General features: G+C 63.4%; 13 protein-coding genes. 5 read left to right on the top strand and 8 right to left on the bottom strand.

The window, feature by feature from the left end:
* Positions 1–39: 39 nt before the first annotated feature.
* The 3 genes from ACYG9V_RS07135 to ACYG9V_RS07125 form a co-directional block, all read right to left on the bottom strand.
* Positions 40–1050, bottom strand: a complete 1011-nt coding sequence (locus ACYG9V_RS07135; RefSeq protein WP_023822109.1) for a sugar-binding protein — start codon at positions 1048–1050, stop codon at positions 40–42.
* 116 nt (positions 1051–1166) lie between these two features.
* Positions 1167–2147 (bottom strand): ABC transporter permease, encoded by a 981-nt coding sequence (locus ACYG9V_RS07130; protein ID WP_352764032.1) that lies wholly within the window; start codon positions 2145–2147, stop codon positions 1167–1169.
* A 52-nt stretch (positions 2148–2199) separates the two neighbouring features.
* Positions 2200–2943 (bottom strand): ATP-binding cassette domain-containing protein, encoded by a 744-nt coding sequence (locus ACYG9V_RS07125; RefSeq protein ID WP_023822108.1) that lies wholly within the window; start codon positions 2941–2943, stop codon positions 2200–2202.
* 139 nt (positions 2944–3082) lie between these two features.
* Between ACYG9V_RS07125 and ACYG9V_RS07120 the strand changes: the two genes are divergently transcribed.
* The 5 genes from ACYG9V_RS07120 to ACYG9V_RS07100 are packed head-to-tail and all read left to right on the top strand — an operon-like array spanning position 3083 to position 7938.
* Positions 3083–4318 carry an ROK family transcriptional regulator gene (locus ACYG9V_RS07120; protein ID WP_023746608.1) on the top strand — a complete coding sequence of 412 codons (1236 nt, stop codon included), beginning with the start codon at positions 3083–3085 and terminating at the stop codon, positions 4316–4318.
* A 14-nt stretch (positions 4319–4332) separates the two neighbouring features.
* Positions 4333–5412, top strand: a complete 1080-nt coding sequence (locus tag ACYG9V_RS07115; RefSeq protein WP_352763969.1) for a Gfo/Idh/MocA family protein — start codon at positions 4333–4335, stop codon at positions 5410–5412.
* Positions 5412–6248 (top strand): sugar phosphate isomerase/epimerase family protein, encoded by an 837-nt coding sequence (locus ACYG9V_RS07110; RefSeq protein ID WP_352763968.1) that lies wholly within the window; start codon positions 5412–5414, stop codon positions 6246–6248. Before ACYG9V_RS07115 ends, ACYG9V_RS07110 begins: the two co-directional genes overlap by 1 nt.
* A complete protein-coding gene (locus ACYG9V_RS07105; RefSeq protein ID WP_352496940.1) occupies positions 6245–7048 on the top strand; it encodes an alpha/beta fold hydrolase in 804 nt (267 codons plus the stop codon). Before ACYG9V_RS07110 ends, ACYG9V_RS07105 begins: the two co-directional genes overlap by 4 nt.
* Entirely contained in the window at positions 7045–7938 is an 894-nt protein-coding gene (locus ACYG9V_RS07100) for an ROK family protein (protein WP_352763966.1), read from the top strand. Before ACYG9V_RS07105 ends, ACYG9V_RS07100 begins: the two co-directional genes overlap by 4 nt.
* A 26-nt stretch (positions 7939–7964) precedes the next feature.
* Here ACYG9V_RS07100 and ACYG9V_RS07095 read toward each other — a convergent pair whose 3' ends face one another.
* The 5 genes from ACYG9V_RS07095 to ACYG9V_RS07075 all read right to left on the bottom strand — a co-directional run bounded on the left by ACYG9V_RS07095 (position 7965) and on the right by ACYG9V_RS07075 (position 13801).
* Positions 7965–8963: an ABC transporter ATP-binding protein gene (locus ACYG9V_RS07095; RefSeq protein ID WP_023715542.1), complete on the bottom strand. Its 999-nt coding sequence runs from the start codon at positions 8961–8963 to the stop codon at positions 7965–7967.
* A gap of 30 nt (positions 8964–8993) precedes the next feature.
* Positions 8994–10055, bottom strand: coding sequence for a Gfo/Idh/MocA family protein (locus ACYG9V_RS07090; RefSeq protein WP_023732573.1), 1062 nt, complete (start codon positions 10053–10055; stop codon positions 8994–8996).
* 250 nt (positions 10056–10305) lie between these two features.
* Positions 10306–11145 (bottom strand): carbohydrate ABC transporter permease, encoded by an 840-nt coding sequence (locus ACYG9V_RS07085; RefSeq protein WP_023732574.1) that lies wholly within the window; start codon positions 11143–11145, stop codon positions 10306–10308.
* A gap of 226 nt (positions 11146–11371) precedes the next feature.
* On the bottom strand, positions 11372–12301 hold the full coding sequence (locus ACYG9V_RS07080; protein ID WP_023732575.1) for a carbohydrate ABC transporter permease: 930 nt from the start codon (positions 12299–12301) through the stop codon (positions 11372–11374).
* Positions 12302–12541: 240 nt separating this feature from the next.
* Positions 12542–13801, bottom strand: a complete 1260-nt coding sequence (locus ACYG9V_RS07075; RefSeq protein WP_023689958.1) for an ABC transporter substrate-binding protein — start codon at positions 13799–13801, stop codon at positions 12542–12544.
* Between the last annotated feature and the right edge of the window lies 1 nt (position 13802).

Below are 13802 nucleotides of genomic sequence, written 5' to 3'. Positions count from 1 at the left end.
CCGGCCGATGCGGCCGGAGGACAGGCTTGGGAGGCCTGATCAGTTGGCGACCTTGCCGCAGGTCGTCAGAGCGTCTTGCGGCGTGCAGATCTCGGTGCCGGTCTTGATGAACGGTTCGACCGTGCCGCCCTTGCTCAGTTTGTCCAGCGCCATGATGGTCTCGAAGCCCATGTCATAGGGGCGCTGGCCGATATTGTAGTGGCTGAGGCCGGCGGCGAGCAGCGGCAGTTGCGGACCGAAATTGTCGCCGAACACGACCACCAGATCCTTGCTGTCGAGGCGCGCCTTCAGCGGTGTCATCGCCTGCTTGTAGGCTTCCGGCGCGTATTGCGCCCAACCGCCGACTGCAACGAAGGCGCTGAGATCGGGATTGTTGGTCATGACGTCGCGCACCTGCTGGGCCGCAAGCGTGATGTCGTCATTGTTGTAGACCGGGCAGCCCGCCGGCTCGGTCCAGCCGTTCTGGCCGGTCAGCGTCTCGATGCCCTTGTCCTTGGTGACGCCGGCCAGCGTATCGCGAATGCCTTGCACGCGCGCCTTGAGGTTCTCGGAAGCCGGTGCGCCGGACTGGATGCACACGGTGCCGTCCTTCTTGTGGGCGAGCACCTTCTGCGCCAGCGCCACGCCGAACTCGTAATTGTCGGTGCCGATGTAGGTCGAGCGCAGGCCGGCATCTTCCGGCAGCACGTCGGTGTCATAGGTGACGACCGGAATGCCCTTTTCCTTGGCCATCTTCATGATGCGGGCCATGGCTTTCGGATTGCCGGCCGAAATGCCAAGGCCGGCGACGCCACGCGTGACCATGTCCTGCGCGAGCTGCACTTCCTTGGCCTCGTCATATTCGGTCGGCCCGATATAGGTGCATTTGACGTCGCCGAGCTTCTTGGCGGCGGCTTCGCAACCGGCTTGGATCGGCGGGCTGAAGGCGTTGTTGAGAACCTTGAAGACGAGCGCGAATTCGCGCTCTTCGGCATTGGCCTGGACGGCCGTCATGCCGATTACAAGGCAGGCGAGGGAAAGCGTAGTTCCTAGCGTTTTCGACAGCGACATTGTTCCTCCATTTGGTTCGCCGTGACGTGTCCGCTCGGTTTCTGTTGGAGCATGATCTTTTCCGAAAACCGGTTTCTACTTTTGCGGTCGCTGACCTTCGGTTCAGGATCATGCTCTTAGCGTCGCACAGAGCGGATTCTTTCCAGGAGGACGGCTGCAAGGATGAAGCACCCCACAAACGTGCCCTGCCAGAACGGGTTGACGCCTGCCAGAAGCAGCGCGTTGCGAATGGTTTCGACGAGAATGGCGCCGATGCCGGCGCCAAGTGCCGAACCGAAGCCGCCGGTCAGCGAAGCGCCGCCGATCACGGTCGAAGCGATGACCTGCAACTCGTAGCCGGTGCCGATCGAGTTGGTCACTGCGCCGAGCCAGCCGACGAGGAAGATTGCCGTCACCGCAACCATGAAGCCGCTGAACGCGTAGGCCGAGATCTTGATCAGATCGACGGGAATGCCCGACAGCCGCGCGGCCGGCTCGTTGCCGCCAATGGCGAAGAGATAGCGGCCCCAGCGCGACATGGTCAGCAGGAAATGCAGGACGATCACGCCGATGATCAGCGCATAGACCACATTGGGCAGGCCGAATGTGTAGCCGCCGCCGAGCGCGACGATCGCCTCGCTTGCCCGGCCGAATTCGTAGAACACCTGGTTATTGGTCAGCACCAGTGCCAGGCTGCGGCCGATCGACAGCGTCGCCAGGGTGACGATGAACGGCGGCAGCTTGACGTAGGCGATGATCGTTCCGTTGACGGTGCCGCACAGCACGCCCATCGCCAGCGTCGCCGCGATGCCGACGACCAGTGGCATGTCGGCGTTGAGCACGATGCCCAGCGTGACGCCGCACATGCCCAGGATCGAACCGACCGAGATATCGATGCCGCCGCTGATGATCACCGGCGTCATGCCGATGGCCATGATGCCGATGAAGCAGGCATTCTGGAAGATGTTGAGCAGATTGCCAGGGGTGGCGAATTTCGGCGCGATCATCGACACGACGAGGCCGAGCACCAGGATGGCAAGCGCGATCCAGGTTTCCTGCGCCAGAAGCACGCGGTTCAACAGCGTGCGGCTCAACCCTTTCAGAAGGTCGATCTCCATTCCGGGATGGTCGTCGGGGGCGCTCATGGCATGGCTCCGTGGCGGGGCTGTTTCAGGCGGTCTGGATGGCGCCGGTGATCAGGCCGGTCACTTCCTCGGGGCTGGATTGCGCGATCGGCTTGTCGGCGACCTTGCGGCCGCGGCGCATCACCACGACCCGGTCGCAGACCTCGAACACGTCAGGCATGCGATGGCTGATCAGGATGACCGAGAGGCCCTGGTCCTTCATGCGGCGGATCAGGGCCAGCACTTCGGCGACCTGCCTGACGCTGATCGCCGCCGTCGGCTCGTCCATCAGCACGATCTTGGATTTGGCCAGCCGGGTTCGGGCGATGGCCACCGCCTGCCGCTGGCCGCCCGACATGCGCACGACGAGATCGGCGGGCCGCGTCTCCGACTTCAACTCGCGGAAGATCTCGGCCGAGCGCATGTTCATGCTCTTGTGGTCGAGCACTTTCAGCGGCCCAACCTGCTTCATGATCTCGCGGCCGAGGAAGACATTGGCCGAAGCCGTCAGATTGTCGCAAATCGCCAGGTCTTGATAAACGACCTCGATGCCATGCCTGCGTGCATCCGCAGGCCCCGATAACAGCACCGGCTTGCCTTCCAGGACATAGGTGCCTGATGTCGGCTGGAAATTTCCGGCGATGGTTTTGACCAGCGTCGATTTGCCGGCGCCATTGTCGCCCATCAGGCCGAGAACCTCGCCCTCGTTGATGTCGAGCGAGACATTGTCCAGCGCGCGGACGGCACCGAAATCCTTCACGATGTGTTCGAGACGCGCTAGAACCGGCATCGCATCCTCCCATGCCAATTTGTAAGTTTCTGATACAAATCATCGTTTGAAACTTGGGTCAATGGGCCTGGGGATGCTGAATATTTGTTGCAATGCACCCAACCTTGGGCCTTTCAAACCGCCTAGAAATTCTATTAGTATGATAATCAAACAAATTGTGGAGAACGACGTGCTGGTGTCGACCGATCTTCGGCCGAACGAAACGCGGGCACTTGCGGCGCTGTTTCGTGTCGGCGCGTTGAGCCGAGCGGCGCTCGCACGCGATCTCGGCCTGACCCGGTCGACCACCGGCGCCCTGGTGCTGGGGCTGACCGAAGCCGGTCTGGCGCGCGAGCGGTCGGATGGAACGGACGACGAGCAGGATAGCGAGGGTCGGGTCGGCCGTCCCGGTATCCTTGTCGAGATCGACGGCAATGGCGGCTTCTTCCTTGGCGCTTATATCGGCGTCAACTGGATCGCAGCCGTGGCTGTCGACCTTGCCGGCGCGCGGCGTGCGAGCGCCTCTAGGGCATTTGCCGGCCCCGGTAGCACGCCCGAAGCCGCGGTCGACATCATCGGGGAACTCGTCGCCGAGATCCGCTCACAATTGCCTGCGGGCACGCGCCCCTACGGGCTCAATGTCGCCGTGCCCGGCTTCCCCGCCGCCGACGGGATTTCATACCATGCCACCATCCTTGGCTGGCACGGGGTCAATCTGGCGGAGCTTTTGCGCACTGCCTTTGGCGCGGACTTTCCGATCCTCTTGGAAAACGATGCCAATGCCGTGGCGGTGGCCGAGACATACCGGGCGCAGCCGGGCAAGGACCATGAGGATGCTCTGGTCATCCTGATCGAGAACGGCGTTGGCGGCGGCATCATCAATGCCGGCAGGCTGCATCGTGGCCGGCTCGGCGGCGCCGGGGAAATCGGGCATCTGCGCATCGGCGACGAAGGTTTTGTCTTCGACGCGAAGCGCCCGGGCCGACTGGAATCCTATGTCGGCAAGGATGCTTTACTGGCTCGCTATTTGCACATAAGCGGACTGCGCGCCGGCGTGGATGAGTTTGTCGCAGCGCTGGCCGGCGGCGATCCGGCAGCCGTTGCCACCGCGCGCGACTGGGCGCTCTGGTTCGGCCGCGGCCTGGCGACACTTGCCTGCACCTTGCAGCCGGAGCGCATCATCCTCTCCGGCTCGGTCAATGCGGTCTATCCCTTTGTCGCCGAGCAGGTGGAAGCTTTCTTGCTGGACTTCCTGGCTGAAGGTTACCCCGTTCCCACGGTCGAACTGTCGCGCGTCGGGGCCGACGGTCCGGCATTGGGCGCTGCCTGTCTGCTGCATCAGGCAGCTTTGTCGGGCGATCCGCAATTTCAACTTCGCGGCCTCGCCGCGCGCTAATCAGGAGAGATTCAATGCCTCGCAAAGACGAAAAGCGGCTGCGTGTCGGCGTGCTCGGCTGCGGTCCGATTGCCCAGGCGGCGCATTTCGAATCCTGCACCAAGGCACGCAATGCCGATCTCTATGCCATTTGCGATGTCGCCGACGATCTGCGCGACAGGATGGCCGCGACCTACGAGCCTGAAAAATCCTATGCCGACTACGGCCTGATGCTGGCCGATCCCGATCTCGATGCCGTCATCATCGCGACATCGGACATTTTTCACGTCAAGGCCGCGGAACTGGCGCTCGATGCCGGCAAGCATGTGCTTTGCGAAAAGCCGCTGGGCGTTTCGGTCGAGGAGGTCGAAGGCTTGCGGGCCACGCTCGACAAGAGCGGCAAGGTGCTTCAGGTCGGCCATATGAAGCGCTTCGATCCCGGCATCCAGGCGGCAAAGGCTTTCGTCGACGACGAAATGGGCGAGCGGCTGGCGTTCAAAGGCTGGTACTGCGACAGCACCCACCGCTACCCGATGACCGATGCAGTGCAACCGCTGATCATCACCAGCGCCAAGGCGCGCAAGCCTGCCGTCAATCCCAAGGCGGATCTGCGCCAATACTACATGCTGGCGCATGGCAGCCATCTCCTTGATACGGCGCGCCATCTGCACAGCTCGATCGAGGCGGTGGAGGCCCGGCTCACCGAGCGCTATGGCGCCTATTGCTGGTTCATCACCACCATCTTCGCCGACGGCACGATCGGCCATCTCGACCTGACGGTCGCCGTGCGCATGGACTGGCACGAAGGGTTCCAGATCTACGGCGAGAACGGCAGCGTTCTCGCGAAGACCTATAACCCCTGGTACTACAAGAGCAGCGAGGTCGACATTTTCCGCGAGGCCGATGGCAGTTGGCACCGGACGCTTGGCGCGGATGGCCACTTCTATCGCCGGCAGCTCGAAGGCTTTGCCGATGTCGTGCTAAATGGCGCGCCGATGATCGGCGCCGGCATCGAGGACGGCATCGCCTCGGTCAGGGGCATGGCGGCCATCGCCCGCTCGGCCGCTGCCGGCGGCCGCGCCGTCCGTCTGGCCGATGTCGACGGGGTCGTGTGATGCAGCTTGGGATTTTCGCCAAGACCTTCGCCACCACCGGCGCCTTGCCGGTGCTGCGCGCGGTCGCGGACGGCGGCTACACGGCGGCGCAGTTCAACATGGCGTGCCTTGGACTGCCGTCGATGCCGGACAGCATTGAGCTCGGCGCGGCCCGGTCCGTCGCTGAGGCGAGCGGCGAGGCCGGCGTTTCGATCGCGGCGGTTTCGGGAACCTACAACATGATCCACCCGGATCGCACGGTTCGCATCCAGGGACTCGCCCGGCTTGAGGTACTGGCCGCGTCATGCGCCGATATGGGCACCCGTCTGATTACGCTGTGCACCGGCACAAGGGATGCGCAGGATCAGTGGCGCTGGCATCCCGACAATGCAAGCGAGGCGGCATGGAGCGATCTGCGGACGGAGATGGAAGCGGCGATCGCGATTGCCGAGCGCTTCGACATCGAGCTTGGCATCGAACCGGAACTCGCCAATGTCCTCTCCAGCGCCCGGGCCGCACGCCGCCTGCTGGACGAAATGAACGGCACGCGGCTGCGCATCGTGCTCGATCCGGCCAATCTGTTCGAAGTGGCCGACAGCGCGGAGCGTCATCGCCTCATCGACGAAGCCATCGATCTGCTGGCCGCCGAGATCGGCATGGCCCATGCCAAGGACCGCCATGCCGATGGCAGTTTTGCCGCGGCCGGACTTGGCGTTGTCGATTTCCCGCATTTCATCGGCCGCCTGAAGGCTGCCGGGTTCGACGGCCCCTTGATCACACATGGCCTGACAGAGGCCGAGGCGCCAGGTGTCGGCGCCTTTCTGCGCACCGTACTTGAAGAGAGCGAGCGCGCGTGAAAAAGACCTTCAGCCGCGATGGCGTCGACCTTGCCTACCGGGACGTCGGCGCCGGCCTTCCCGTCATCTTCCAGCATGGGCTGGGCGGCGATGAGGCGCAGGTCGCCGACGTGTTTCCCGATCTGCCGGTGACCCGGCGCGTGACGCTCGAATGCCGGGGCCAGGGCGGATCCAGCTACGGGCCGGTCGAGCGGCTTTCGATTGCGACTTTTGCTGAAGACGTCGAAGCGCTGGCCGACGAACTCGGCCTCGGCTCGGCCGTCGTCGGCGGCATCTCGATGGGCGCGGCGCTGGCGCTGCGCCTGGCAGTGCACAGGCCGGCCCGTGTGCGCGCTTTGGTGCTCGCCCGGCCCGCCTGGGTAGCCCAGGCGGCTCCGGAAAATATGAGGCCCTATGCCGTCGTCGGCGATCTCTTGATGCGGCATTCGCCTGAAGACGCCAGGCGTCTGTTCGATGACAGCGCTGTTGCCGGCGAACTGGCCAGATTGGCGCCGGACAATCTCGGCAGCCTGCAAGGCTTCTTCACTCGCCCGGATCCGGTTCTGTTCGGCAGGCTGCTTTCGGCGATCGCCGGCGATGGTCCCGGCGTGAGCGAGGCGGGCATCCGCGCTATCGCGGTGCCGACTCTTGTCATCGGCCATGACCATGACCTCGTCCATCGCCTGGCCGACGCACAGACGCTGGCCGGACTCATTCCGTCGGCCCGGCTTTGCACCATCACAGCCAAATCGCAGGATCGCGCCGCCTACCGGCTGGAATTCCGCGCCTGTCTTTCGGAATTCCTGGAACCGCTCGCATGACGCATCAAACGATGGACGACACGATCGCCGTGGTCGAGATCGGCGGCACGTCGGTCAAGGTTGGCTTTGCCGACCACGGCATCCCGGTGGATTTTGCCCGCACCTACCCGACCGCGCAACTGCGCAAGGGCGCGCCTGTGGCGGGGTTGGCCGATGCGGTCACCGCAGCCTGCCGCGATGCCGGGCTCAAACCTGCACGGGTCGTTGCGACGGTGCCTGGGTTCATCGACCGCGACTTCGACACGGTGCTGCACACGGCCAACATTCCCGAGCTGAACGGCATCCGGCTGGGTACGGAACTGGCATCGCGGCTCCGCGTTCCCGTGCGGCTCGAACGCGACGTCGTGCTGCAATTGCTGGGCGAAAGCGTTGCCGGCGCGGTGAAGCGGCAAAAGGAGGTGCTGGCGGTCTATCTCGGCACCGGCATCGGTGCGGCCTATCTCGGCAAGGACGGCATTTTCAGGGGCGGCGGCTGGGCGCTGGAAATCGGCCATATGCCGATCTACCGGCCTGACGAAAGCGGACCGCCAAACCGGGTCGAGACCTACGCCTCAGGGGCAACGCTTGTCGAACTCGCGACAGACTACGATATCCCGGTGGCCGATCTGTTTTCGGCGGCCGGGCAGCCGCCATCGCTGCGCGAATGGCTCGATGAGATCGTCTGGCAGCAGGCGGTGACCATCGCAACGGCAGCCGCTTTGTTTTCCCCGCAGGCGATCCTGATCGGTGGCGGCATTGTCGACATGAAGTCCTATCCCCGCCAGGCGCTCAAGCAGCGCATCGCGGACAGCCTGCCGCATTCGCTTGTTGTAGAGCCTCTGGACATACGCTGGGCGGCCCTGGGCTGGCAGGCGGCGATCCATGGCGCGGTGCTGCTCGGCGCGGTGTGATCGCCGTGGTTGCTGTCGGCGAAGGATTACTTGATCGTCTTCCCGTCCGCCCCAAACCGGTATGTTTTACCCGGCTCCGGCGTTGCATACAGCGTCGCACCTGGCTCGGCGTCGTAGACACCGAAAATGCGGACCGTGATCAGCCCGGCCTTTTCGCAGTCGAGATAGAGGTTGGTGTCGGCGCCGAGATGTTCGGCGTGCACCACCGTTCCCTTCCAGGCGCCGGACCTTGGATCCACGGTCAGATGCTCCGGCCGCACGCCGATGGTCTTGGCAGTCTCGCCCAATCTGGGGCCGTCGATGAAATTCATCTTCGGCGAGCCGATAAAGCCGGCGACGAACTCGTTTGCCGGCGAATTGTAAAGCTCCATCGGGCCGCCGATCTGCTCGATCTGGCCGGCGTTGAGCACGACGATCTTGTCGGCCAGCGTCATCGCCTCGACCTGATCATGGGTGACGTAGATCATCGTTGCCTTCAGCCGGCGATGCAACTGCGCGATCTCCAGTCGCGTGTTGACGCGAAGCGCTGCATCGAGGTTCGACAAGGGCTCGTCGAAGAGGAACAGTTTTGGCTCGCGCACCACGGCGCGGCCGATGGCGACGCGCTGGCGCTGGCCGCCCGACAGCTCCGCCGGCCGCCGCTCGAGATACGGTTCCAGCGACAGCATCGACGAGGCGACGCCGATGCGGCGTTCGATCTCCGGGGCGGGCGTGCCGGCCTGCTTGAGGCCGAGGCCCATATTGTTCTTCACCGTCAGATGCGGGTAGAGCGCGTACGTCTGGAACACCATGGCGATGCCGCGTTTTGCCGGGGGCGTGGCCGAGACATCGGCGCCGTCGATCACCACCCTGCCGGAGGTCGAATCCTCCAGCCCGGCGATGACCCTAAGCAAGGTTGACTTGCCGCAGCCAGATGGGCCGACGAAGACGACGAATTCGCCGTCGGTCACTTCGAGGTTGATGCCTTTCAGCACCTCGACCGGCCCGAAGGCCTTCTTCACATTCTCGATTACCAGCGAGCCCACGGCTTCGTCCTTGTTCTAGAGTTTGCCCTACTAGAGCTTAACTGGGGCGCCGCTGCGCACGCTCTCATCGGCGGCAAGGCAGACGGCGAGCGATTTCACCGCGTCGTCCATGTGGCGGGTCAGGTCGATGTCTTCCCGGATCGCCTTCAGCACGAAGGCCTGTTCGAGGTCGCAGAGATCCTGGTGGCCGGGTTCGCCGTCCATCGACAGCATCTCGTCCGGCCTGGCGAACTTGCCGTCCGCGCCGGTCGCCGCACTGTGCAGGCGGATGGTCGAGGTCTTGGTGTGGGTGTCGATGTCGTCCGACTTCACACCTTCCTTCATGACGATCGACACGCAGCCATTGGGCGACATCACGTCCTTCACGAAGAACGCCGTTTCCGAAATCATCGGTCCCCAGGCAGCTTCGTACCAGCCGACCGAACCGTCATCGAACAGCACCTGCAGATGGCCGTAATTGTACATGGTCGGCGCGATTTCCTCGGTCAGCCGCAGCCCCATGCCGCGCACCTCGACCGGCTTGGCGTCGGTGATCTGCAGCATGACGTCAAGATAGTGCACGCCGCAATCGACGATTGGCGACGTCGTCTGCATCAACTGCTTGTGCGTCTGCCAGGTCGGGCCTGACGATTGCTGGTTGAGGTTCATGCGGAACACGTAAGGGCCGCCGAGCTTGCGCGCCTCGGCGATCAGCCGGACCCAGGACGGGTGATGGCGCAGGATATAGCCAATGACCAGCTTTCTGCCATTGGCCTTGGCCGCCGCGACGACGCGCTTGGCGTCCGCCACCGTTGTTGCGAGCGGCTTCTCGACGAAGACGTGGCAGCCGGCCTCGAATGCCTTCACCGCATAGTCGGCATGGCTGTCGGAATAGGTGGCGATGCAGGCGACGTCGGGCTTTTCATCGCGCAATGCATCGTCGAAGGAACGACGGATGTCATAGCCCGACAGCCCGTCCGGTAACGGCACGTCGGAGCGGTTGATCAGGGCCGCGATCTCGAAGCCCGGATTAGTGTGGTAGGCCAGCGCATGGCTACGCCCCATATTACCGAGGCCTGCGACGACGACGCGAAGGGGCGATTTAGAGGTCACCTAACTACTCCAGATGTTCCAGTTGTTCCTTCTGAGAGGGTGTCACCCCACCCGGCGCTTCGCGCCGACCTCCCCATCGAGGGGAGGTAGGACGTTGGCGCGAACACCCTCACTGCCAAAGAAGCTTCTCCGAAAGTCGCCCTTTGGCGGTCTTGAATGAAGCCACGACCTTTTACCTCCCCTTGATGGGGAGGTCGGCGCGCAGCGCCGGGTGGGGTGAAGGCTCCAGCAGAGATTTGTAGGGCTCCGCTCACTTGACGGCTCCGGATGTGATGCCGCGGATCAGCTGCCGCGAGAAGATGATGTAGAGGGTCAGCACCGGCATGATCGCCAGCGAGAGTGCGGCCAGGATGGCGTTCCAGTTGGTGACGAACTGGCCGAGGAAAAGCTGCGCGCCGAGCGTCACCGTTTTGGTCTCTTCCGACGGCGCCAGGATCAGCGGGAACCACAGGTCGTTCCAGATCGGGATCATGGTGAAGACGGCGACCGTCGCCATCGATGGCCGTACCAGCGGCAGCACCAGCCGGAAGAAGATCGTGTATTCCGACAGACCGTCGATGCGGCCGGCATTCTTCAGATCATCGGACACCTGCTTCATGAATTCCGACAGGATGAAGACCGCCAGCGGCAGGCCTTGCGCGGTGTAGACCAGGATCAGCGCCGTCAGCGTGTTGACCAGCCCGCTCGCCACCATCAATTGCAGGATGGCGACGGTGCCGAGCCGGATCGGGATCATGATGCCGAGCGCGAGGTAAAGCCCCATCAGCGTGTTGCCGCGGAAGCGGTATTCCGAGAGCGCGAACGCCGCCATCGCGCCGAACAGAAGCACGAAGAACAGCGAGGCGACGGTGACGACCAGGCTGTTCTGGAAATAATGGATGAAGTCGCCCTGGCCGATCACCGTGGTGTAGCCGATCAGGTCGAAGGTTTTTGGCGTCGGCGGCGTCAGCGGCTCGCTGAAGATGCCGGCGCGCGATTTGAACGAGTTCATGATGACCAGGATCACCGGAAACAGCGCGATCGCCGTGTAGGTCAACAGGATCGCGTGGGCGCCGATGGTGCGGGGCAGCGAACGGGTGGCGGTGCTCATTGGAAGGTCTCCTGACGAGCGATGACTGTTGAGGTCGGCACCAAGGCACCCTCCTCTGTCCTGCCGGACATCTCCCCCGCAAGGGGGGAGATCAGATGCCGCGACTGCTTTCGCCAATCGCCAACGTTGCAAGACGAGCGGCAAGGCCAGAGCTGCCAATCTCCCCCCTTGCGGGGGAGATGGCCGGCAGGCCAGACGGCGGTGTTCAAGCTCGACATCTCGCCCCTCAGAACTGGTAGCGACGCAGGCGCGTCTGGACGAGGAACAGGTAGACGCAGACGCCGCCGAGGATGATCAGGAACATCATCGTGGCGATCGCCGCACCCATATTGGGATCGCCGGTCTGCAGCTGGAAGCCGAAGAAGGCGCGGTAGAGGAAAGTGCCCAGAATATCGGTCGAATAGTTCGGGCCGGCCAGCGCCCCTTGCGCGGTGTAGATCAGGTCGAAGGCGTTGAAATTGCCGACGAAGGTCAGGATTGAGATGATGCCGATCGAGGGCAGGATCAGCGGCAGCTTGATCTTCCAGAACTGCGACATGCCGGTGATGCCGTCGCATTCGGCAGCCTCGATCACCTCTTCGGGGATCGACAGGAGTGCCGCATAGATCAGCATCATCGGAATGCCGACGAACTGCCAGACCGAGATCAGGCTGAGCGCGGTCAGGGCATATTGTTCTTTGCCGAGCCACGGCGTGAACAGGCTTTTCAAGCCGACCAGGTCCATCAGATGCGGCGCCACGCCCCACAACGGCGACAGGATCAGTTTCCAGGCGAAACCGACGATGACGAAGGACAGGATGGTCGGCACGAAGATCGCGGTGCGGTAGAAGGCGGCGAATCTCAGCCTCGGGCTGGACAGCAATGCCGCCAGCATGACACCGATCGGGTTCTGCACCACCATGTGGATGATGAAGAACCAGGTATTGTTCCGCAGCGCGTTCCAGAAGCCGACCGACCAGTTGGGGTCGCCGAACAACGTACGGAAATTAGTGAAACCGACGAACACCTGATGCTGATCGACATTGCGGAACAGCGACAGCTGCAGCGTGCCGGCGAGCGGCAGGATCATGATCGCCGTATAGACCAGCAGCGCCGGCGCCAGGAAGACGCCGATATGCGAGCCGAACGGTCGTTTCGGTCGTGTTTGTGCGGCCATGAGTGCGGTCCCCGCCGATCAGGTTTAGCAATGCCTTCGACGGCAGCGCTGCCCCTCACCCTTACCCTCTCCCCGTGAAGGACGGGGAGAGGGGCGCCTGCGTTTCGGCTGATCCTTCTCCCCGTCACTATAGGGGGAGAAGGTGCCGGCAGGCGGATGAGGGGCGGCGCCGTCGTTCGCAGTCGATGATGCTATCGAAAAACGCAGGGCCGTCCACTTGGGCCCTGTCTGTCTCTGAGCTTACTTGCCCGGCTTGTACCAGCTGTCGAGGCCGTCCTGCAGCTTCTTGGCGGCAGCTTCCGGCGTGTCGGTGCCGTTGATGACGTTGGCCGATTCAACCCAGGTTTCGTTCTCGAGGTTCGGCGTGCCGCGCGACAGGATCTGGTAGGTCGAGCGGATCGTCGACTTGCACTTGTCGCGCCAGGAGACGAATTCCTGCGCCAGCGGGTCTTCCATCTTCACCGGGGTGGAATTTAGGCTGAAGAAGCCCGGCAGTGCGTTGGCGTAGATGGTGGCGAAGTCCGGCGAGGCGACCCAGGACAGGAAGGTCTTGGCCGCGTCGGCATTCTTCGACGCCGCATTCAGGCCCATGCCGATATCGGTATGGTCGGAGATGTAGCAGGTGTCGCCGGCCTTCTCGACCGGCGGCGGGAAGGCGCCCATCTTGAACTGCGCCTGGGTGTTGAACAGGCCGATCTCCCACGATCCCGCCGGGTAGATGGCGGCGCGGCCAAGCGTGAACAGGTTCTGGCTGTCCGGATAGGTCTGGGCCTCGAAGCCGTCGCCGAGATAAGGCTTCCACCTGGCCAGTTCCTCATAGGGAGCAACCCAGTCCTTGTCGGTCAGCTTCTGGTCGCCCTTGATCAGCGCTGCGCGGCCCTCTTCGCCCTTCCAGTAGTTCGGACCGATGTTCTGATAGCCCATGGTCGCGGCTTCCCAGAGGTCCTTGGTGCCCATGGCCATCGGGATGTAGGTGCCGTCGGCCTTGATCTTGTCGAGCGCGGCGAAGAACTCGTCACGCGTCGTCGGCACCTTGAGGCCGAGCTTGTCGAAGGCGTCCTTGTTGTAGATGAAGCCGTGAATGACCGAGGCCATCGGCACGCAGAAGCTCGCCTTGCCGTCGTCGGTCTGCCAGGCGGCCTTGGCAACGGGCGAAAAGTTTTCCATGCCGGGCAGCGCCGACAGGTCGGCAAGGTTGCCCTTCTTGAACAGTTCGAGCGATTTGTCGAACGGGCGGCAGGTGATCAGGTCGCCAGCCGAGCCGGCGGCGAGCTTGGCGCCGAGTGCGGCGTCATACTCGGTCGGCGCCGACGGTGCGAACACCACTTTGATGCCCGGGTTCTTGGCCTCAAAAGCCGGGATCAGCTTGTCCTTCCAGATGGCAAGGTCGTCGCCGCGCCAGCTTTCGATATTGAGCGTTACGTCATCGGCGTGAGCCAACCCGGCGGTGCCGAGAATGCTGGTGCCGAGAAGCAGTGCCGTCAGTAATTTCGTTGTCATG

It is taken from the genome of Mesorhizobium sp. W016, from assembly GCF_054719485.1.
Note: the sequence above shows the minus strand (reverse complement) of the source record. Positions and strands in the feature narration are given on the sequence as shown.

Coding starts and splice junctions, on each gene's coding strand:
- ACYG9V_RS07125 (WP_023822108.1), bottom strand. CDS start 2,943: ATGCCGGTTCTAGCGCGTCTCGAACACATCGTGAAGGATTTCGGTGCC.
- ACYG9V_RS07075 (WP_023689958.1), bottom strand. CDS start 13,801: ATGACAACGAAATTACTGACGGCACTGCTTCTCGGCACCAGCATTCTC.
- ACYG9V_RS07085 (WP_023732574.1), bottom strand. CDS start 11,145: ATGAGCACCGCCACCCGTTCGCTGCCCCGCACCATCGGCGCCCACGCG.
- ACYG9V_RS07115 (WP_352763969.1), top strand. CDS start 4,333: ATGCCTCGCAAAGACGAAAAGCGGCTGCGTGTCGGCGTGCTCGGCTGC.
- ACYG9V_RS07135 (WP_023822109.1), bottom strand. CDS start 1,050: ATGTCGCTGTCGAAAACGCTAGGAACTACGCTTTCCCTCGCCTGCCTT.
- ACYG9V_RS07080 (WP_023732575.1), bottom strand. CDS start 12,301: ATGGCCGCACAAACACGACCGAAACGACCGTTCGGCTCGCATATCGGC.
- ACYG9V_RS07100 (WP_352763966.1), top strand. CDS start 7,045: ATGACGCATCAAACGATGGACGACACGATCGCCGTGGTCGAGATCGGC.
- ACYG9V_RS07130 (WP_352764032.1), bottom strand. CDS start 2,147: ATGGAGATCGACCTTCTGAAAGGGTTGAGCCGCACGCTGTTGAACCGC.
- ACYG9V_RS07120 (WP_023746608.1), top strand. CDS start 3,083: ATGATAATCAAACAAATTGTGGAGAACGACGTGCTGGTGTCGACCGAT.
- ACYG9V_RS07110 (WP_352763968.1), top strand. CDS start 5,412: ATGCAGCTTGGGATTTTCGCCAAGACCTTCGCCACCACCGGCGCCTTG.